This window comes from Sphingobacterium sp. SG20118 (genome assembly GCF_044740685.1).
Taxonomy (GTDB): Bacteria; Bacteroidota; Bacteroidia; order Sphingobacteriales; family Sphingobacteriaceae; genus Sphingobacterium.
In genome coordinates this window covers 3503087-3524847 of record NZ_CP172826.1, presented here as the reverse complement: position 1 = coordinate 3524847, position 21761 = coordinate 3503087, and the positions used below count along the sequence as shown (strand labels likewise).

The following is a 21761-nucleotide window of genomic DNA, read 5'->3' as shown; positions in this document are numbered from 1 at the left end:
ACAAGAAAGCCATTCTTTTTAGGAATGGCTTTCTTGTTTAGTATCATTATTATTTTAATGAGTTAATATAAGCTGCAATTTTTAATCCGTCAGCCTTAGAAACTTGAGGCATAGGAGGCATTTCTGTAGCATAACCTGGCCAGTTTTCAGGCTTAGGGTTATAGATGAGCTGCACAATCTTTTCATTTGAATATTTACGTTTAGCAATTTCTGTGAAAGATGGTCCTATTTGCTTTTTTGTAGGGTTATGACAGGCCAAGCAAGTATTACTTGTCAATAACCCCTTTACCTCAGCATAAGTTGGCGCTTTAGTAGCTGTTTTCACTTCGTTTACTTTCGGTTTTACCTCGTTTACTTTCGTCTTTACTTCAGCAGTCTTTTTTGCTGTCGCAACTTTGTTATTGGTTGTTGCAACCTTATCGATCGGTTTTGCAGTAACCTCCACCACAGGATCATTTGCAGAGTTTTTAGTACTCAATGCGCTTATAGCTAATTTTTCTCCATTAGGTATTGCGTTTAAAGTGTAATAAGCGTCTGGGTGAACAATAGAGTAAAAGTTTTGCTTTTCACGGATACCATCCACATTAATGGTATGGATATAATGCTCACGAAGACCATCTACTACAATTCTAGCTTTAAGTCCATCGGGAGAAACCTTAACACCTTTTATATTTAAAGTCTCTTTATTAACAGGAGGTGAACCATATACAGGATGATATTTGTAAATAAAACTTTCAATACTATACGAAGCTAAATCTTGAGCTGAATTTAAATCAACAGGTTGGGTAAACTCGATTTCAAAACCATCAGGCATTGCTCTTACAGCTTTCATCTCAAATGGAATCTTATTGTTGTACACTAAGCGCTCCAGTCCTTCATTTGCATCACCTGCAGAACCCCATCCTCGGTTAGTTTCACCAACAAATAATGAACCATCTTGTCCCCACGCGAGTCTCAATACGCCTGAACGAAACCCACTTCTGAACATAAATGCCGCTCCTTGTTCTTCACCATTTATAGTTTCAAGGAATACACGCGAGATAATGCTCATTCCCTGATCACCAACCAATAATTGACCTTCAAATGGACCAAATGCTCCTTGGGGAATTTTTACAGGTTCGGAATTTGAAATCCCAAGAATACCATGTGGAAGCCAAACTGATGGTAAGCGAATTTCAGGAATTTCTTTTTTCATTTCATAAACTGTTTTGAAATTCTCGTTGACTCTATTTTCAGGTTTTATGTATCTTCCTTGATCATTTTTGATGCGACGTTCATCTATTTTAGAATAAAAGGATTCAGATGATAATTTTAACGGTGAATCTGGTCTTTTGGTCCATACCAAACTGGCAGGGTGCCCCATGAAATCACCTTTACTTACTTTCCATAAACCTCCGGAACCTACCCAATCACCTTGGTTTTCGGTATAATAAAGCTGTCCGTCAATAACATTGATACCTGCCGGAGAACGTACTCCTGCTGCCCAAGGCTGCATTTTTCCATCCTCAGTAATGTTCATAATCCAACCGCGCATCGGTACACGACTTTCTGCACGCCACCATTCTTCGTCTCCAAAAGCGACGTTACCAGATACAAAAAAGGATCCATCTGCAGCTATTTTAGGACCAAAACTGTATTCGTGATAGTGTCCGCTTATTGGCCATGCATAGACAGTTTCATAAACATCGGCTTTACCATCCATGTTTTTATCCACGAGTTTCGTTAGCTCACCTCTCTGAGCCACATATAGTGCACCGTCTTTATAAGCAAGACCCAATATTTCATGAAGACCAGTTGCAAATTTCCGAAAGTAAGGTCTGTTACTGGTAGGGTTTTCTACGATAAATACATCACCTCTACGGGTGGATATGCCTAGATCACCATTTGGTAAAGTAATTAGCCCACCTACCTCTAACACAGGTCCCTCAGGCATCCTTACTTTCATGATCTTAAAGAAATCTTCTTCTTTTGGTGTTTCTTGAGCTTGCGAAATGGTATAACTAAAACTCAAAGCTAGCATTGCTAGCATTCTAAAAGTGTGTTTCATATAATAATTGTGCTCTCTCGATTAGAATGAGATAGAATAATTTAATTGTTTGTCAAGTTGGATGATGAGTTCTTTACCACCATTAGCATCTCTAATAATAGGTTTTGGAGCACCTTTATCAAATTCTAGATAATAGGACTGCCCATCCATAAGGTAAAAGCCTTTTGATAGCTCTTCAATAGAAACTGGCATTGGCCAATAAAAAATAAAGATTTGAGACTGGCTTGTCAATGCTCACGGATCTGTTCAAGCTTTTACCATCATTTGAAACTGTTATGATATCTGTAACTCCAGCACCATATACATTATATTTAAATTGTGGTCTATCTTCATTATCGAGAACATATCCTTTAGTTTTAAAACCTGTTCCTGTACTATCTGTTGGCCATGTTGCTTGTGCATTAGTAAGTTGCGCTACGGCAGGTGCAGCTATTTTTGCAAAAGAAGTAATCGCTCCACGAGCTCTAGAAGTACCGTTACCTCTACCATCCCACATCGGGGTAGCATCGATAAATTCGCCATGCCATGCATGTAATAATAAACCATTATCTAAATCATAGCTATAATGCGTTTTTTGCGGTGAACCTACAGATATGGCATGTACAGCAAGTTTTTTTGGGGCATAATTGACAAAACTTCTTATCATCGTATTGGTAGGCGCATCGATATAGATAGGGTCGGTAGTATCGCCGCCTTTATTACTTGGATTAAGTTGGTCGTCCGTTATTTTTGATATTTTAATATTTTTAAAAGCTACTGAGCCATGGTCCCCTTGAAGACGTAATGGACCTAGCGCCTTTTCTTTATCTGCAGCGCCACCTGTTGGACCAAATAATTCAACATTTTCTTGAACCAAGACGCCGTTAAGTTCAACGCTTAATATTCTGGCATTGACAGTTTTATTTCCAGCTGCATCAAACTGCGGCGCTTGAAATGCAATTTTCAAGTGTTGCCATAGACCTGGTGCTTTGCTCGCATTTTGACGGGGAGAATAACCTTGGTAACCTTCAGGTCTAGTATCATCTACGCGTTCGTAAATACCACCATTGTCTGATGAAGAGGGATTTAGGACACCCCAAGAGTCTCTTAATTGCACTTCGTAATTTCCCTGCAGGTAGATGCCTGAATTTGAATTCTTAGCCATTAAATAATCCAGCTCAAGAATCATATTTCCATGAACTGCATTCGTAAACAAGTCAGAACCCTTCATCTTCGTTGAAGTTGAATTGACAAGAATGCCCGACCCCTTTAATGGTTTTAATTCATTTTCATTTCTGGGATCAGCTATTACTTTTTCAGCAATAATCCAAGTTTTGCCTGTGGCATTGAAGGCTGATAGGTCGTTAAGCTTAATTTCTGACTGATCGGTTAGTTGTTGAGCCATTAACAATGTCGTTCCAAATAACCAGCATAAGCCGGTTGTTCCGAACTTCAAGTAGTTTAATTTCATATTGAGTATTAGGTTTTAAACCATAAATGTAGCAATTTAGTCTTTGCTAAAAGGATTTTCTTTGTAAAAATTTTAATATAATAATCATCAAGATAAATATTGAGCAATGATCTAAGTACATTGCCTACGGAATAGCATAGCTAAAAAAAAAGAGCCATCAAAATAATATATATTTTGGTTAAAATAGCGTTAGTTTGAGCGAAAATATAATTGCACCTTTAAGGCAAATTATTATGCTAGTAATAGTGAAATTCAAAAATAAGATAGTACAACCAATAAGATTAATTATGATTAAAACATTTTTGTCAAAAATCTTCTTACTGCTGATTTTTATATCAGTTCTAAGTTCTTGCCACGATAAGCGACCTGGAAAACCTCGCGTATTGGTTTTTAGTAAAACGGCTGGCTTCCATCATAACTCTATTGAAAAGGGAAATGTTGCCCTTCAAAAGTTAGGGCTCGAAAATAATTTTGACGTAGATACCACCACGAATGCAGATTGGATTACAGAAGATTCTTTAAAGCACTATTCTGCTGTTGTTTTCCTTAATACGACGGGCGATTTATTGAATAGTTATCAGGAAGCTGATTTCGAACGCTATATACAAGCTGGAGGAGGTTTCGTAGGTATTCATGGTGCCGCTGATGCTGAATATGACTGGGGATGGTACGGAAGGTTGGTAGGAGGGTATTTTGTTACCCACCCTGAAGTGAAGGAAGGGGAATTAACGATACTAGATAAAAAGCATCCTGCAACAAAGTTTTTACCTGATACCTGGGTACATACCGATGAATGGTATGTCTTTAAAAAATTGTACAAACAGATTAATGTGTTGATGACAATCGATAAAAAGGTCTACGCTAATCCTGAAAAAATGACCGAAACACCAATGGCATGGTACCATGATTTTGATGGTGGGCGATCCTTTTATACTGGTTTAGGACATCAAGATGAAGATTATACAGATGATTTATTTCTTAAGCACGTATTAGGAGGTATTGAATATGCTATCGGAGATAACTACGTATTGGATTACACTAAAGCCAAGACAAAACGAGTACCAGAAGAGGAAAGGTTTACTAAAGTTTCTTTAGCAGTCGGTGAGTTTTTTGAACCAACAGAAATGGCTATTTTACCAAATCTTGATATTTTGGTTTCGCAACGCCGTGGCGAGTTGCTCCACTATAACCAGGAAACAAAAAAAGTAAGTCAGGTAGGTTTTTTAGATGTATATCATAAAACAGAAACCCCTAATGTGAATGCTGAGGAAGGTTTTATGGGACTGACAATAGACCCGGACTTTGCCGATAATCATTATGTTTATGCATTTTATAGTCCTAAGGATACCTCTGTTAATCGTCTATCAAGATTTGAGTTTAAAGATAATAAACTTGATATGGGGTCGGAAAAGGTAGTGCTTCAGTTTTATTCACAACGCGATATCTGTTGTCATACTGGTGGCTCTCTTGCTTTTGGTAAAGACAGAAATCTATATTTATCCACAGGTGATAACTCAACTCCATTTGATGAAAAAGATCAAAAATTTGTGAGTAACGGTTATTCCCCTCGCGATGATCGTCCTGGACATGAGCAATACGATGCTGCACGAAGTTCAGGGAATAGCAATGACCTACGCGGTAAAATCTTACGAATACAGGTAGAAAAGGATGGGTCATATCAGATTCCGAAAGGAAATCTATTTGCAGAGGGGCAAGCAAATACAAAACCTGAAATCTATGTCATGGGGAACAGAAATCCATACCGAATTTCCACCGACCCAAAAACAGGTTTTCTTTATTGGGGAGAAGTAGGTCCAGATGCCAACGCAGATAGTTTGGGTAGAGGACCGAGGGGTTACGATGAGGTGAATCAAGCGCGTCAAGCTGGATTTTTCGGTTGGCCATTTTTCGTAGGTAATAATTATGCCTACAATCCTTATAATTATGAAACAGGAGAAAGTAGCCAAGCATTTGATCCTCAAAAGCCGGTCAATAACTCCCGCAATAATAGTGGTATTAAAGAATTACCTCCAGCACAACCTGCTTTTATCTGGTATCCATATGGTGAGTCTGTAGATTTTCCACAAGTGGGTTCGGGTGGCCGTAACGCTATGACTGGTCCGGTATACTATTCAGATCTTTATCCAAAAGAAAGTCGTTATTCAGATTATTATGATGGAAAATTATTTATTTATGATTGGATTCGTGGATGGATCAAAGTCGTGACGATGTTGCCAAATGGTGATTTTGATAAAATGGAAACCTTTTATGCCCCATACAAAATTGGCTTCGCCGATTGATATGGAAGTTGGTCCAGATGGTAAAATATACATCTTGGAATATGGTAATGGTTGGTTCAGTAAAAATGCAGATGCTGGGATATCAAGAATCGATTATAATGCAGGAGAATTGCCTTCAAAACGTGTGAATAAAACTGTTACTGTAGCAGGGGGGAAATCATCTAGTGATACCACCTATAAAGATTTAGATAAAGCAGATGGATCTTTGGGACATAAAGAAGGTTCAGATGTTCCTAAAGGAGAAGCTTTGGTATTAGCATCCGATTGTAAAGCATGTCATGCAACGGATAAGAAGTCTGTTGGACCTAGTTATAAAGAAGTCGCCAAACGTTATAAAGATAATAAGGATGCAGTAGCACTGCTATCACATAAAATCATTAATGGAGGTAGCGGTGTTTGGGGTGAGGTAGCTATGGCAGCACATCCATCACTAAAAGAAGATGAAGCAAATGAAATTGTTAAATGGATACTATCCTTATAAGTGATCGTATCAAATCATTAAATTTACGGGTAAATGAAGAGGTTGTATCAAAAGATACAACCTCTTTTTTGTTGCGATGTGTAGTGATGGAAAAATTGCAGGGACGGATTTTTTTTAAATGAGATCTAATATTGTTTGCGACCTCATTATCTAAATGATCGCTTATGCACCCAACACCACAGTTGGGTTTCCTCTGAGATGAAATGATTTAATAGAAATAATAAATTGATTTGGATATTTTGTCAATCTTTGTATATTTGTTCATTATCTTTAATTAATCTAAATAAGAATGTATTACGTTAAGCAACTATTAGTCGCGATGATCGTACTTTTTGGCGGTAACCAAATGGTACAAGCTCACGCGATCTGGATTGAAAGCAATCCAATGGGTATCAAGAACCAATCTCATACTATCCGAATTTATTATGGTGAGTACGCAAGTGGAGAAATAGAAAAGACTAAAGACTGGTATTCGGATTTAAGTCAGTTAAAACTGAATCTTGTAAATCCGGACAATCAAGCTGAGTTGAAACTTACGGACAAGGGAGATTATTTGGAAGCTAGTTTTGTTCCTGTCCAAGAAGGAGTTTATCAGATTTTCGTCTCACATCCTGCGAAAGAACTTGGTGGAACTACACGGTATGAATTTTTAGCGCAAAGCCACATTCAAGTAGGTAAGGGCACTGCATATTCTGCAGTTCCTTTGTCAGCTCATTTCATATTCCAAAACAAAGTATTTAAAACAAATGATCAAGTAGAAATTCAATTATTGCGTGGCAACAGTCCAGTAGCTAATGAAGAAATTTTAGTGATGTCTCCAAAGGGATGGAGCAAAAGCTATAAAACAGATCATCAAGGTAAAATTAAAGCAGAGGCAATTTGGCCAGGTACCTATGTCATCGAAAATAGTCATATGGCCGATCAATCAGGAAATTGGAATGATAAAAGCTATAGTAAGAATTGGCAGGGACTTACAGCAAGTTTTCAGGTAAAATAAAAAAGAAAAAACGCCATATAGAACGGTAATTCTAATATGGCGCCAAAGGTAGTCTAACGGTAATTAGGCTGCCTTTACTACTACGTTAAGCATGTAGTATATCTCCTAAAGTGTTACAATTAAAAGACAATGCAAAATAGCAAAATAATATTGACTATTGGTATGTCGTTATGTGTTTTTAATAGCATAGCGCAAAATAATACCAAAAGTTATAGCGGGCAGGTACTATCCGCAACGGAAGGAGTGCCCTTCGCAACTGTAAAAATCGACGGACAGATCATCCGAGCGGATAAGAGTGGAAATTTTTCATTCACAAATAGCAAATCGACGGTTGACATCCAAATTACTGCAGTTGGTAAAACTACGGTAAACAGACCACAAGTGATTTTGTCTAATCATTTGACCATTCCTATTATTATCGAAATGCAAGATGATAGTCGTAATATCAATGAGGTTGAAGTAATGGGCTTGACAAAAGTCAAAGAGATCAATCGTCAGGCGTACAATGTCACCGCTATCGATGCAACCAAATTATATAATTCAACATTAAATATTGCAGATGCACTGGATAAAGTAGCTGGTGTACGTGTACGGGAGTCAGGTGGAGTAGGTTTCCAATACCAGTCTGACACTTAATGGCTTTTCTGGTAGCCATATTCGCTTTTTTTTGGATGGCATTCCGATGGATAATTTTGGAACTTCTTTTCAAATCAATAATATTCCGATCAATTTAGCCGAGCGAGTAGAAGTATATAAGGGGGTTGTTCCAATTTGGTTAGGTTCAGATGCATTAGGAGGAGCAGTTAATATTGTGACTTCAACTAAGCCACGTACTTTTTTGGATGCATCTTACTCTTATGGTTCCTTTAATACCCACCGTACAGCCATAAATGCTGGAATCACCAATAAAAATGGTTTTATGGTATTGTTGAATGCCTATCAAAATTATTCTAACAACGATTATACGGTTACTACAATGTTCTCAGATCCCAATACCTGGGGTATTGAAGAAAATGTCAAAGTAAAGCGTTTTCATGATAAATACCATAATGAAGCACTAGTTGCTCAGGTAGGCGTATCCAATAAAAGCTATGCAGATAAACTTCTCCTAGGTATTACATTGGGTGAAAACTATAAAGAAATACAAACTGGTGCACGTATGGTTTCTGTATTTGGAGGGTGGCACCGTCGCGGTAGCACCATTATGCCAACTTTAAAATATCAGAAAAATAATCTAATAAAAGGGTTAGATGTTACGTTAAATGCGAATTTTAATTTAGGTACAGAAAAGAATATTGACACCCTCAACCGACGCTACGATTGGTATGGCAACTACAAGGAAACTGGAGTTAACGGTGAGCGCAGTCGTCAAGTTTATGTCTATAAAAACAATGAAGGTCTCGCATCTTTAGCCGTCAATTACAAACTTTCCGATCGTCAATCTCTTGCCTTAAGCAACGTCGCTACGACCTTTAATAGGAAAGGAGAGGATGAACTGAATCCTCAAAATAATAACTATGAACATGGCCAGCGCTCCATTAAAAATGTCATGGGTTTAGGATATAGTTATGATGTTAAAGATCATTGGAGTACAACCGTATTTGGAAAGATGATCACACAAAATAATAAACTTGACGTAGCTGAGGCTACATCATTAACGCGATTTGGTTATGGAATGGCATCAACTTATTTTCTGCAGTCGGATCTACAAGTAAAGGCATCTTATGAAATGACCAACAGGATGCCAACGTCTTATGAAATCTTTGGTGATTTAGAAAACCAAGAAGCTAATGGAAATCTAAAACCTGAACGTAGCCATAATATAAATCTAGGTGCTATGTATGGCTGGAAGCAAGGTGATGATCATCGTTTTTCTGTCGCTGGAAATCTCATCTATCGTTACTCTTTTGACTTTATATACAACAGGTTGAATAACAATCAATCGAAGCTAGTCGCTGATAATCGTGACGGTGTCAGTACACGTGGTTGGGATCTCGACGCCCATTATTCTTATAGAAGCTTTTTGAATTTCGGAGGTTCATTAACATATCAATATCTGCAGAATAAACAGAAATATGAGGAAGGGTATACAGGGGTGAGTCCAGTTTATAATGACCAGATGCCCAATATTCCCTATCTATTTGGCAATGCTAATGTTGCAGTCTCCTTCTTTGATTTTTCAGGCAAGAGTAACAAACTAACAGTTGGATACAATTTATTATACGTGCACGATTTCTGGTTATACTGGCCTAGTCGAGGGAGTGCCTCGGATGATAAAAAACAAGTTCCAAAACAATTCAGTCATGATGTTAATATCGTATACAGCTTAGGTTCCGGTAAATATAATATTGGTTTTGAAGGTCGTAATCTAGGCAATGCTAATCTGTATGACAATTTTAGTCTTCAAAAACCAGGACGCTCTTTTGCAGTCAACTTACGCTATTATTTTCAGCGCAACCATCAATAAAACAAACATTTCATCTCTATAATAAACCGTAAAACAAATTTTTAATATTAATAATTTTAAAATGAAAAATACAATTAAATCCGCTATTGCCATAGCCTTATTAGCCACTATGACTATATCTTGTAGCGATAAGGATACACAGGGGATAGAGTCCCCTAAAGGAAATTATGTGCTGACTGTCTCACCTGTAGCCTCGAATGGGGTGGCAGATTATTTATTGACAGCACCAGATTTGGAATCGGGTATGGTAACCACAGCTGGACAGGGGATTGAGCAAGACGGAACCTATCGCTATTATGTGACACACAATAATAAGTTTTTCTCCATGCTTTATGGTCAAGGAAATCCTGGGGCAGTGACTGCTTATAATATCGTGGACGGTAAATTAACACGACTATCCAATTTTGTAACCGAGACAGTACAGGCTTTTGCACCTGTGAATGAGGATATCCTGATGTTAAAAATTCCTCGCGATATGACCAATCCATTGGCCAATTACTATCGTTTGAATACCAATAACCTCTTGTTGGCTGGTGAAGGAACTTTAGATGTACAAAAAGTAGCTGGAAATGGTGAATCTGCATTTTTTACCTGGATTAAACAAGTTGGAAATAAAGTATATGCTCCTTACATGTCTGTTCAGGCATGTTGCAATGCTGCATTTGATACTGCTTATCCAGATAGTGCATACGTAGCTGTATATTCTTACCCAGAAATGAAATTGGATAAAGTGATAAAAGATGACCGTATGAGCTACATTGGTCGTTATTTTAGAGATGGATTAGCTTTGGATGAGCAAGGAGATGTCTATGCCTTTTCATCTGCGGTAGCCACTAAAGGAGGAACTATTACGTCGAAAAAACCTTCTGCTATCTTACGAATAAAATCAGGAGCTAGCGAGTTCGATAAAGGATATTATTTTGATATTGAAGCAGTCAGTGCAGGTAAAAATATTACAAATTGGACCTATGTAGGTCAAGGAAAATTTGTCGTTCAGATGACCACAAAAGCAGAAAAAGGCGGTTATATTGATGGTAAACATATCGGTATTGTAGACGTGTACAATAAAAGCTTTAAAGATGTGACAGGCATGCCGGATTTGGATAAGATAAAAGCCGTTACTTACAATAATTACTCAGCAAAAGATGGCAACGCTTATATAGGTGTAGCCTTAACAGATGCGGTGAGTTATATATATAAAGTCAATGCTAATTCCGCAGCAGCAACACAAGGCCTTAGGGTTGAAGGGGGTTCCATAACTGCTGTAACACGCGTTCAATAGGTACATTAAGTTTTCAAGTATTGTTTCATATCAATAGTAGATAGAACGTAAGGAAACCTCATTGAGGTTTCCTGCTTCTATCCTTTTGTTTCCTTTATTTTTTCTAATTATGATGAGTACTGTTTGCTTTATTTTATTCATAGCATTCCTATTATGGATGAATACTTCTAAACGTATTGCGTGGAGGGATAAATCCAAACTTTGGCACTATCTAGCCAATCGTAAAAAACAATCACGCGTGATCGCTATAGCGCTGTTCCTCTTGGCGATTGTCTGCTCAATCTATACCATTGGCGTAGCGAGTGGGATATTTGCTTTTGTTGTGATTTTGATGTGTATGGCTTGTCTCATAGTCTTTTTCTTTCCTTTTGCTTACTTCGGTTATCGTGCGGTATTGGGAGTCTATTTATGTTCATTTCTCATAGAAGTATTTATCCATTAATGTATGCCTGCTAATAAAAAATATTTAACAAAATCTCCTTGGGTAAGGCTTTGCCGCATTTTATTGGGAACTATAGGTGGTTACACAGTTATGATAAGTTTTCACGTATTGTTAACAGAACTGTTTCCTCCTGAAAATGTCATTGCTACGGCTTTTTTTACCGGATACTTACTTTGGGCATTTTTATTATTCTGGGCATTTTTAGACCCTAAATTAGAACGTCTGGCACTTACTTATATTGGCCTTACCTTACTATTTTCTCTTCCTTATATTATCAATCATTAGCCTTATTCCATGGATAAAAGAAAATACAATATTTACTTTCATACCCACACGATCAGTGGTATTGTGATTGCAGCATTGCTTTACGTAATCTTTTTTGCTGGTTCATTCTCCTTTTTTAAAGATGATATTGCCGCATGGCAAAAAGGTAAATCATTAAGCAATGTAGATGCTCCTGCAGATTTCAATTATATCCTCGACTCTATGCGTACAAAGTATAACCTACAGGGTCGAAATTTTGACTTCTACTTATTGAGACAGGGACATGGGACTTATGTCAATATGAGTATCTCTCAAGATACAACGATTAGTAAACCAGAAGTAAAAACTGAAAAATCAAAAGGTCGTAAGAGACGTGGTGCGAAAAATGAGGATTCAGCCTATTTCTTACACTCTTTTGTCGATAAAACCCAGAGTTCGTATGATGAAGGCTATGATATAGGTGAGTTTTTATATCGATTACATTTTTTAGCCCCACTCAATCAAATTCCGATTCAATTGGGAACGCCCTTTGGTTACCTTCTAGCTGGAATTGTATCATTCTTATTTCTTTTTGCTTTGATAACAGGGTTGTTTCTTCATTGGGATAAGATTAAAAATAATTTCTTTCTATTTAGACCTTGGAGTAAATGGAAAACAGTATGGACTGATATGCATACTATTTTGGGCGTAATCGGATTTCCATTTCAATTGATATTCGCCATTACGGGTGTTGTTCTCATCGTCAACTATGTCCTTATTTCACCTTTTAGTAAATTAATTTTTAATGGTGATCAGGATAAGCTGTATCAAGAGCTTCAGTATACCAGACCCATGGAAGCAATTTATAGCTATCAGGCATTACCTAAAAAAATGGACGTTAACGCATTTGTCAATCACTGGATGGATGAATGGCCAGAATCGGACATTTCGAGACTGTATATCCGCAATTATGGAGATAAAAGTATGGAAATCGCGCTAGAAACCAAACCAAAGCCGAGTGCAAATTTTGCAGGATCTGGTTATGTTCGCATGAAAGCTATTGACGGAACACCGTCCATACTAAAATCTCCTGAAACTGACGCAACCTATGTCGATTGGGTCAAAAGTTTAGTTTATCACTTACATTTTGGAGACTTTGGCGGCCGCACGTTACGCATTTTGTATTTTGTTCTCGGTTTATTGGGCTGTGTAGTGATCACTTCCGGTATTATGATTTGGCTGGTAGCAAGGGAGAAACCTAATATTCCACCATACAAGAGAAAGTTTAATTTCTGGGCTGCAAATCTGTTTATCTCCATGTCCTTAAGTATGCTGCCTATTACTGCATTTACCTTTATTGTGATTAAATTTTCTGATACTGTTAATCAGAGTTTTATCTATAGTCTTTATTTCTATAGTTGGGTAGTGATGATCATTTATTTATTAGTGTTACGCGATCTAACTAAAGTAAACAAGCATACGTTAATCTTCTCAACCATTTTGTGTCTAGCTGTGCCAGTTGTCAATGGGATAACAACAAACCTTTGGGTCTGGAATACCTTCCAAACAAAATCATATGATATTTTGTTCATCGATATGCTTTTTATTACGATGTCCATGGTATGTGGTTTTGCTTTTTTTAAAGTATTGAAACAAGCAAAATCTTTTAAAATATTGAAATAACGTAATTTTAGTTATTATTTCTGATCAAGCGTCATCTCCCGAAAGAGGTGACGCTTAATGTTTGATTACTTGTCTCGACGGGATAGATTTTGAAGTGATAAAACATTTCACAGCCACTCTGTATCAATTGTTTTTCTAATACTTTTTCCGTTTTGGCACGGCATTCGCCTTATTCTTCCAGAGCTTGTTGAATATGGCACAGAGACTTATTTTAATTTTATTACTATTCTTGGTAGGAGATATTTACTTCTATCAAGCAATTGTTACACTTTTTTCTAATTCCTTGATTCATGTTATTTATTGGGTTATAGATATTTTAGTCCTTATTGCAATTATAGCCACTGTAATTCTTCGGCAACGTATCAGCGATATTCAGCGTTACGCAGCTACCTTGATTACAGCCATGTTGCTTATTTTTATACCAAAATTATTTTCCATTCCGATTCTATTACTAGAAGACATCGGTCGGATATTCCGTAATTTTCCACCTCGAATTTTTTACGTCAGTGAACTTGTCGTTATACTAGCGGGTGCAGTTTTTTTGGCTATTATTTTTGGATTGACTCGGGGTCGGCATTTTTATAGAGTTAGAAAAGAGATTCTTTATTTTCCAGATTTACCCGAAGCATTTGATAATTTTACGATCACACAATTATCTGATATCCATTCTGGTAGTTTAAGTAATATCAAAGGGGTACAGAAGGGTATTGACCTGGCGAATGCTCAAAATAGTGATTTGCTGTTGTTCACAGGAGATTTAGTTAATAATTTGGCTTCAGAGATGGATTCCTGGATCGATCTTTTTACGACATTGAAAGCCCCTTATGGAAAGTATTCTGTTCTAGGAAACCATGATTATGGCGATTATGTCAAATGGTCGAGCACTTCACTCAAAGAGGCTAATCTATTGCGTGTTAAAGAAATTCATCGTGAAATGGGATTTAAATTGTTACTCAACGAAGCAGTCTTGTTGCATAGACATGGCCAAAGTATTGCCTTAGTTGGAGTGGAGAATTGGGGCAAAGGCGGTTTTCATCAATTCGGTAACCTCAATCAAGCTACAGGTGCTATACCAGCAGACTCTTTTAAGATCCTGATGTCTCATGACCCATCTCATTGGGATGCGGTTACTGTAGATCATGAGAAGCATGTGCACCTGACTCTGGCTGGGCATACACATGGCATGCAATTTGGAATTGAGCTCTTTGGTTTTAAATGGAGTCCCATCCAATATTTCTATAAGCAGTGGGCAGGACTATATCAACGCGACGGGAAATTCCTTTATGTCAATAGAGGTTTCGGTTATCATGGTCTTAAAGGTAGGGTAGGCGTATGGCCTGAGATTACGGTTCTTACCTTAAAAAGAACTAAAGATAAATGAAGTAGGTCAAGTTATTGAAGAATCAAGAGATTGTATTAAAAAATACAATCTCTTTTTTGTGATGGTGAAGATGGCTTTTATTTTTTTAACCATAAGAACGTTTTATGAAAGCAAAAAATTGAAAATTTTCAAACTGAAATATTAAATACTGCTCAATCTTTCGTAATAATCTTGCTATTATACTAACAATCTGATCCAATAATTGTAATTTGCTCAATAATCAATCAATCTAATACCTTAAAATGAAAAGGACATTAAATCTATTGTTTCTCTTTCCTATATTATTGGGTTTTACCAATAATGTCGAAAAGCCTGAACAACAAAAAGTAACAACAAAAAGCACAAATTATTCGACTGCACAACAGGTGCAGGATAGTGTCAAAACTTTATCAGGAGCGCCAGCAGATCTCATCATGACTCCCTTTACAGGTGCAGATGTTACCCCAAGCCCAGCTTGTTTAGCAGTGGCGCCTACGGGTGAAGTGTATGTTGGTGTTGATATGATCGGGTCGTTAGGAAAAGATATGGGCAAAGGTTTCATCCGCCGATTTGTCGATACAGACAATGATGGGAAAATGGATAAGCATACCGATTTTGCTCGTGTTGATAATCCTAGAGGTATATTTATCTTAGGAGACCAAGTCTTTGTTCTACATACCACATTCGATGCTTCGTCAGGAATAGCTACAGGAATGGATTTGGTGGTTTTTGAAGATAAGGATCAAGATGGTATAGCCGATGGCGCAGCCAAACCGCTTATTGTCGGATTGAGCAATACCAAATATATTCAAGAGCGCGGTACTGACCACGCGACCAATGGTATTAGAATGGGTATTGACGGCTGGATGTACATTGCCGTTGGTGACTTTGGATTTCACAATGCAACAGGTACTGATGGTAAAAAATTGACGATGTTAGGAGGAGGTATTTTACGCGTACGTCCTGATGGTAAAGAAATGGAAATCTATACGCATGGTTTACGTAATATTTACGACGTAGCTATCGATCCTTATATGAACATTTTTACGCGGGATAATACCAATGATGGCGGAGGATGGGATATTCGTTTCTCGCATCAGATTCAATCTGGAGAGTACGGTTATCCATTATTGTTTCAAAACTTTACAGAAGAAATTATTCCTGCATTAGCCATGTTAGGTGGTGGTTCGGGTACAGGTTCTTTATTTATGGACGAAGATACTTGGCCTGCAAAGTACAATAAAGTACCTATGATGGCAGATTGGGGAAGAAGTTTCCTTTATATGCATCATGTGACTCCAGATGGATCAAGTTTTACTCAAAAAGAAGAAGAGTTTATCAAATTGCCACAAATCACGGATTTGGATGTAGATGGTTCAGGTAGATTATACTTAGCAGCTTGGGATGGTGCCGGATACTCAGGGAACCCAGATAAAGGTTATGTTGCTCGTGCAGTTCCAAAAGGATGGACGTACAAAGCATTTCCTAATGTGAAGAAATCTACTGTTGCAGAGTTGACTGATCTATTGAAATCAGGAAGCGCAACAGCGCGATTTTATGCTTCACAAGAACTTCTTTCAAGACCTGCTGATGAGGTTGCATCAGCAACACTAGGTATTGCAAAAGATAAGAGTTTAGCATTAAGTGCACGTGTAGCAGCTATCTATACCTATACGCAAGTTGCAAAAGAAAAAGGAATTCCGGCTTTAGTTTCATTAGCAAAAGAAGATCAGCTCCGTGAATTTGCTTTACGTGCATTGACGGACCGCCTAGGAACATTGGATCAAGTTCCAATCGATCCATTTATCGATGGTTTAAAGGATCCATCGGTACGTGTGCAAACGGCTTCTATAGTAGCTTTAGGACGTCTTGGACGTGTCGAGGCAGCAAATGCACTATTACAAACACCAGTGCCGGCATCATTTGTAGCACCAGCAAAAGGAGTAGAAGGACCACATCATGTTCCTAATGCCGCGATTATACCTTCTCATCTTGCAGTACAAGCTTTAGTTCGTTTGAATGCAGTGAATCCAAGTGTTGGGTTCTTGGGAACAGAGAGTCCTGATTTAGCGTTGTGGGCTATGCGTTATATGCATGATGCTAGAGCAGTTGACGGATTGATTGCCGCTTATGGAAAATCTAAAGACCAAAAGTTGAAAGATAAAATTTTGGTAACGCTAGCTCGTTTGTATAAAAAAGAAGCGGCTTATGATGCATCATGGTGGTGGGGTACTCGTCCAGATTCACACGGACCATACTACAAAGGTATCGTTTGGGAATCTTCTCCAGCAATAGAGAAATTTTTAAAAGCGGAAAGCGTAAAGGCTGGAGCTTCAAAAAAACAGTTTTTTGCAGATCTGAATGATAAGTTCCGCATGGAAATCGCTGCTTTCAATATCGTAAAGAAAGAAGTTGCTGTAAAAGAAGTGGCAGAGAAAAAAGTTGATTTAAATAAAATCAAAAACCAAAAAGGACAAGTTGGTAAAACTTCTATCGAAGATATCTTGATAGCGATCTCTAAAATCAAAGGTGATCCTGTAAAAGGAAAAGCATTATTTACAAAACAAGGATGTTATGCTTGTCATAGTGTTAGCAAAAGTGAAACGATGAAAGGACCATTTATGGGACAGATTGGGGCAATCATGAATCGTGAGCAAATTGCAGAATCTATTTTGAAACCTAATGCTTCTATATCTCAAGGTTTTTCAACGGTGTTGATCAGTACCAAGGATAAAAAGAGTTTTATGGGTTTTGTAACAAAAGAAACAGCAGATCAAGTTGTATTGAGAGATATCGCTGGTTCGGTTACGACTGTTAAAAAGAATAATATCGCAACTAGAAAAGAAATGAGCAATTCTATGATGCCAGCAGGTTTGGCAAATTCATTAACAGTTGAAGAGTTCGCTTCTTTGGTCGCTTTTCTTGAAAAACAAAAGTAAGTTTAGTAATTATATGTTTATGGAAAGCTACGTCTTGCGAGACGTAGCTTTTTTTTATTTAGAGTTTTTTAACATCTTGATTGTTAATTTTTTAATATGTTTGATGTAACATTATAAACCATTGGGTATGCATTAGCTTTAGTACAATCCAATGTATACTATTCGTATTACAAAGACTACTCAAAATAAACTGATGAATCCTAGAATTTACTGGTACTATTATAAAAAACTATTTTGGAGAAATCTTATCCTTTCTGGTTTTATTGCAGCTTTTATTACTTTTCCAAACCCTTCAGACAGTATTGCATTTTTCAACACATTTTCATTTGTTTTCATCAGTGGAGGCTATGCTTTGACGGTATTAGCATTACATTTTACAGAAAAACGAACTAAGTATATGTATTATAATATGGGTTTTTCTTTTTCTCGTTTTTATCTATTTGGTTTTTTGTTCAATCTACTATTAGTGGGTATTGTTTTTTATAGTGTACAGAAGCTATGGATGAGGTAAAAGAATTGTATGTAGACTCCGTACAGTTTAGCTATTTTGGTAGTCATCCAGTATTGACCGGAGCTTATTTGAAGTGTCGGGTAGGGGATGTTATCGCTCTTTTAGGACGTAATGGTTGTGGTAAATCTACCTTTTTGAAAATTATATTCGGAAGTATAAAGGCACAGCATAGTTATATTCTGGTTAATGGTAAGAGAATCAATAGAGCCTATTGGTCAGGTCAAGTTGGTTATTTATCTCAAGATTCTTTTCTACCTACTAATGAAAAAGTTTCCGATTTGATCAGACTTCTAGTTGATGATAGAAGCATGAGAAATATGGTCTTAAATGATGTTCGGATCCAAACGCTACAGGATAAGAAAGTGTATCAGTTGTCAGGGGGAGAGCGACGATACCTAGAGGTCTATTTACTGATCTGTCAGCCAAGTGATTTTCTTCTTTTAGATGAGCCCTTCTCTGGTCTTGAACCGATCTATAAACAGCATATTACAGCATTGATTCTGAAGTTTAAAGATAAAAAAGGCTTTGTGATTTCAGACCACAATTATAGAGATGTGTTGGACATAGCAACTCAAGTCGTTTTATTACAGAATGGAACTTGTCGTCAAATCCATCATAAGAAAGAGCTCGAATTTTTCTATGTACCCATTGGCACATTTGATAAGGATTGATGTTGCGGTAATGGAGGGAGTTGGAAATAATACCTTTTGACAGTATAATGGTGAAATCCAGAGAAACCGCTGGTTGGTGTCTCGAATGACTAGGGTAAAGCACTGGTCAATCGTCCTTTACTTGTATTAATCTCTTATCACTGAAATCAAATTTCTTCATGAATCATATAGATGAGGACTTTTCATGTGATAAGTGGAAAGAAAAAGTGTCTGCTGTTATTTTAGTGAGGTGTGATACCAGCAGAATAGCCTAAATACCAAACCAGTTAAATATTAGTATGAAATTATTGAAAAGAAATATCATTTTGAGAGTTCCCCTGTTTTGTGGCGTAATGCTCTTCTGTAGCAACGGTATGGCACAACAGATCATGTTGAAAAATAATCTGATACAGCGTACGCTGACCTTTGATGGAGAGGTTTGGCGGACAACTATGTTTACGGATGTGGACCATAAAAGGAAGCTTAAAGTAACAAGTGATGAATTTCATATTCTCCCGATGACGCAAAATAATGGGTACACCATCAATGCTTTTAAAGCCGTAGATGCACCTCAGGAGTTTACCAAAGGCGACACCTCTTTCTTGGAAATCAGTTATCGTCCCAAGGATGAGTTTAAGCAAATTGCTGAAATTCCTCAAGAGTTGAAGATTAGCTACTATCTTGTAGCGGGCGAGCGCTTTACAAGGAAAAGGTTAAAGTTATCATACGCCAAAAAAGTTACCGTAGACCGTCTGGAAGTAGAACGCATGTACATCCATAAAAATGCGACGGGTGGTGGCCGAGGTGAACCTGTATTTATTGACGATGCTTGGTTTTTCGGTTTAGAGTATCCAGCTGCACATAGTAGACATACCAATGGCAATTTACCTGTTGCGGACGCGCGTCATTTTGAAAAAGTTGGAAATTATAGTTTCATCGATTTGGAAGGACGCGATATCGAACCAGATGCAAAAGATGGTGCAATGCGCTTGATGCATTTTCCAGGTTTTGCCAAACAAGATACTGATGGAAGATTTACTATTGCTAGTAAAATAGCTGCGGTTGGTTTCTATCCAAGATGGCCTTTCCATTCAACAGTCTTTTATGGAGTATCTATCGACGATGTGGAAAGCTCCACGTTCGTTTTTACACTATAATAATTGGTTTGATGCAACCGCTAAAGATTTGAGCGGTGATGGGTTGCTCAATGTGTACCGTAGTTTCAAAAAAGCAATTGAACCTTATGGTGTGAAAATGGATGCTATGGTGGCAGACGACGGTTGGCAGGATAGAAAATCCATATGGGAGCCCTCGCCTCGCTATTTTCCGAATGGCATGGCAGATGTCAAACTGTTGAAAGATAAGTTGAAAAAAGAGGGAGTAGACTTCGGATTATGGTTGTCGATTTCGGGTTACACGAATAATATTGATTGGGGGAAATCGGAAGGATATGCCGAAGCGGTACGTAATGAATATTTTTCGCAATATGGTCGTTATTATAGTTTAAGTGCTACTAAGTACAAGGATGAGGTCATGAAAAAGATTCCCGCTATTGCTAAAGAGTTGAATCTGGTCTATTATAAGCATGATTTTAATGATCTATCGGATAAGAGTATCGGTAATAATCATCCGGGTACGGATAGACATGGACATGAAGCCAATTTGGATGCACAGATTGATGTGTTGCTGGCTACGCGTGAAGCGAAGCCAGATATTATTCAAAATTTGACGAACTGGGTTTGGTTTTCACCTTATTGGCTGGTTTATTCTGACTATTTATGGTTGCTGGCTGGTGATGATGGGATGAATGCCAACTGGCCCGAATTGTCCAAATGGGCTATGAAATCGACTGACCGCGATGCGTATTTCGCACGTATGTGGGGAAGCTCTTCCGATCGTCCTTTGGTACCAATATCGCGAATCATGACACATGGTGTGGTGAAAACCGGAGATGCCTCCGAAAATGAAACACTGCAGGACTGGATGGACTATGCCTTGATGCATTATGGTCGTGGTACTTTGTTAAAAGAATGGTATATCTCGGCTCCTTCTATGACGGATGATGAATGGAAGGTATTATGTCTGGTAGATAATTGGGCTAAGAAGCATCGTCATGCCCTTAATAAGACATTTTATGTTGGTGGACGTCCAGATGAAGGAGCAGTATATGGTTATATCGGGTGGGAAGGTAATCAAGGAGTGTTGACAGTCAGAAATCCCACTGCTGAAACGCAGACCATCCGAATTCCCTTTGATGAAACAGTAGGGTTCTCGGCAGGTAAAAACAAGACCTTTCATGCACAAGTAGTTTATCCATATCGTAGTGTATATCCCAAAATGTTTAAATCTGGGAAAATAGTGGAGGTTGAGGTGCCAGGGTATTCAACAATGGCCTTGGAGTTTAAGGAAGGAACAGGACCATCAGCTAAATATGCAGCTTCAGATCTGGAGTTCAAAACCGAAAAAGGAACACAACAAGTCAGTACGAAGTTGCAGGTACCTGTAGATGTGAAAGACAGGGCAGAGCTATTGGTTATTGGCTGGCCACACGACGTTCAGGTACGTATCAATGGAGAAGTTCAGATACCTACGAAATCGGAAAAAGCAAAATTGAATGCCTTTGCAGGTTATGCAAAAGCGGGTATGGTACTTTCGGATGCAAAAGATTGGTTCATGAATAGTTTTGATCTGATGCGGTACAAAGGTCAGGATATCGAAATAACATTTGATCGTGCCGATCAGTTTGAAGGTCATATTCTTCTGGAGCGTAAGGTCGATGCAAATGATTATCATGCCGCTAATGATGTTTTATGGCCACTGTCCAATGATACACGTAGACAGACCCTAAGATTATATTAAGGAAAAAAGAGATAATCTTGAATCCGAATTTGAAACAAGTATTTGGTTGG

General features: G+C 37.8%; 18 protein-coding genes. 15 read left to right on the top strand and 3 right to left on the bottom strand.

The window, feature by feature from the left end:
- Positions 1 to 49 precede the first annotated feature (49 nt).
- Genes ACFX5U_RS16230 through ACFX5U_RS16220 form a run of 3 tightly spaced genes read right to left on the bottom strand, consistent with a single transcriptional unit; the run spans position 50 to position 3497 of the window.
- Positions 50 to 2020, bottom strand: coding sequence for a c-type cytochrome (locus ACFX5U_RS16230; RefSeq protein WP_400261452.1), 1971 nt, complete (start codon positions 2018 to 2020; stop codon positions 50 to 52).
- A 48-nt stretch (positions 2021 to 2068) separates the two neighbouring features.
- Positions 2069 to 2239, bottom strand: a complete 171-nt coding sequence (locus ACFX5U_RS16225; protein WP_400261451.1) for a hypothetical protein — start codon at positions 2237 to 2239, stop codon at positions 2069 to 2071.
- Complete coding sequence (locus ACFX5U_RS16220; protein WP_400261450.1) at positions 2223 to 3497, bottom strand: DUF1080 domain-containing protein; 1275 nt, start codon at positions 3495 to 3497, stop codon at positions 2223 to 2225. The genes ACFX5U_RS16225 and ACFX5U_RS16220 overlap by 17 nt, the downstream gene beginning before the upstream one ends.
- A 287-nt stretch (positions 3498 to 3784) precedes the next feature.
- Here ACFX5U_RS16220 and ACFX5U_RS16215 point away from each other — a divergent pair, with 287 nt between their 5' ends.
- From ACFX5U_RS16215 to ACFX5U_RS16145, 15 genes are all read left to right on the top strand, one after another.
- Complete coding sequence (locus tag ACFX5U_RS16215) at positions 3785 to 5797, top strand: ThuA domain-containing protein (RefSeq protein WP_400261449.1); 2013 nt, start codon at positions 3785 to 3787, stop codon at positions 5795 to 5797.
- Positions 5766 to 6278 (top strand): c-type cytochrome, encoded by a 513-nt coding sequence (locus tag ACFX5U_RS16210; protein WP_400261448.1) that lies wholly within the window; start codon positions 5766 to 5768, stop codon positions 6276 to 6278. The genes ACFX5U_RS16215 and ACFX5U_RS16210 overlap by 32 nt, the downstream gene beginning before the upstream one ends.
- A 289-nt stretch (positions 6279 to 6567) precedes the next feature.
- Positions 6568 to 7275, top strand: coding sequence for a DUF4198 domain-containing protein (locus ACFX5U_RS16205; protein ID WP_400261447.1), 708 nt, complete (start codon positions 6568 to 6570; stop codon positions 7273 to 7275).
- Positions 7276 to 7404: 129 nt separating this feature from the next.
- On the top strand, positions 7405 to 7911 hold the full coding sequence (locus ACFX5U_RS16200) for a carboxypeptidase-like regulatory domain-containing protein (RefSeq protein ID WP_400261446.1): 507 nt from the start codon (positions 7405 to 7407) through the stop codon (positions 7909 to 7911).
- A 31-nt stretch (positions 7912 to 7942) separates the two neighbouring features.
- Positions 7943 to 9742, top strand: coding sequence for a TonB-dependent receptor domain-containing protein (locus ACFX5U_RS16195; RefSeq protein ID WP_400261445.1), 1800 nt, complete (start codon positions 7943 to 7945; stop codon positions 9740 to 9742).
- A 61-nt stretch (positions 9743 to 9803) separates the two neighbouring features.
- The gene (locus ACFX5U_RS16190) at positions 9804 to 11024 is read left to right on the top strand and encodes a DUF4374 domain-containing protein (protein WP_400261444.1); all 1221 of its coding nucleotides are present in this window, start codon (positions 9804 to 9806) and stop codon (positions 11022 to 11024) included.
- Positions 11025 to 11181: 157 nt separating this feature from the next.
- Entirely contained in the window at positions 11182 to 11466 is a 285-nt protein-coding gene (locus ACFX5U_RS16185) for a hypothetical protein (protein ID WP_400261443.1), read from the top strand.
- A gap of 3 nt (positions 11467 to 11469) precedes the next feature.
- Positions 11470 to 11751 (top strand): hypothetical protein, encoded by a 282-nt coding sequence (locus ACFX5U_RS16180; protein WP_280566002.1) that lies wholly within the window; start codon positions 11470 to 11472, stop codon positions 11749 to 11751.
- A gap of 9 nt (positions 11752 to 11760) precedes the next feature.
- On the top strand, positions 11761 to 13392 hold the full coding sequence (locus tag ACFX5U_RS16175) for a PepSY-associated TM helix domain-containing protein (RefSeq protein ID WP_400261442.1): 1632 nt from the start codon (positions 11761 to 11763) through the stop codon (positions 13390 to 13392).
- 193 nt (positions 13393 to 13585) lie between these two features.
- Entirely contained in the window at positions 13586 to 14773 is a 1188-nt protein-coding gene (locus tag ACFX5U_RS16170) for a metallophosphoesterase (RefSeq protein ID WP_400261441.1), read from the top strand.
- 242 nt (positions 14774 to 15015) lie between these two features.
- Entirely contained in the window at positions 15016 to 17691 is a 2676-nt protein-coding gene (locus tag ACFX5U_RS16165) for a hypothetical protein (protein ID WP_400261440.1), read from the top strand.
- A gap of 193 nt (positions 17692 to 17884) precedes the next feature.
- A complete protein-coding gene (locus ACFX5U_RS16160; protein WP_400261439.1) occupies positions 17885 to 18202 on the top strand; it encodes a hypothetical protein in 318 nt (105 codons plus the stop codon).
- Positions 18190 to 18873 carry an ATP-binding cassette domain-containing protein gene (locus ACFX5U_RS16155; RefSeq protein ID WP_400261438.1) on the top strand — a complete coding sequence of 228 codons (684 nt, stop codon included), beginning with the start codon at positions 18190 to 18192 and terminating at the stop codon, positions 18871 to 18873. Before ACFX5U_RS16160 ends, ACFX5U_RS16155 begins: the two co-directional genes overlap by 13 nt.
- Before the next feature lie 278 nt (positions 18874 to 19151).
- Positions 19152 to 20009, top strand: a complete 858-nt coding sequence (locus ACFX5U_RS16150) for a hypothetical protein (protein ID WP_400261437.1) — start codon at positions 19152 to 19154, stop codon at positions 20007 to 20009.
- The gene (locus ACFX5U_RS16145) at positions 19915 to 21711 is read left to right on the top strand and encodes a hypothetical protein (protein ID WP_400261436.1); all 1797 of its coding nucleotides are present in this window, start codon (positions 19915 to 19917) and stop codon (positions 21709 to 21711) included. The genes ACFX5U_RS16150 and ACFX5U_RS16145 overlap by 95 nt, the downstream gene beginning before the upstream one ends.
- The last annotated feature ends 50 nt before the right edge of the window (positions 21712 to 21761 follow it).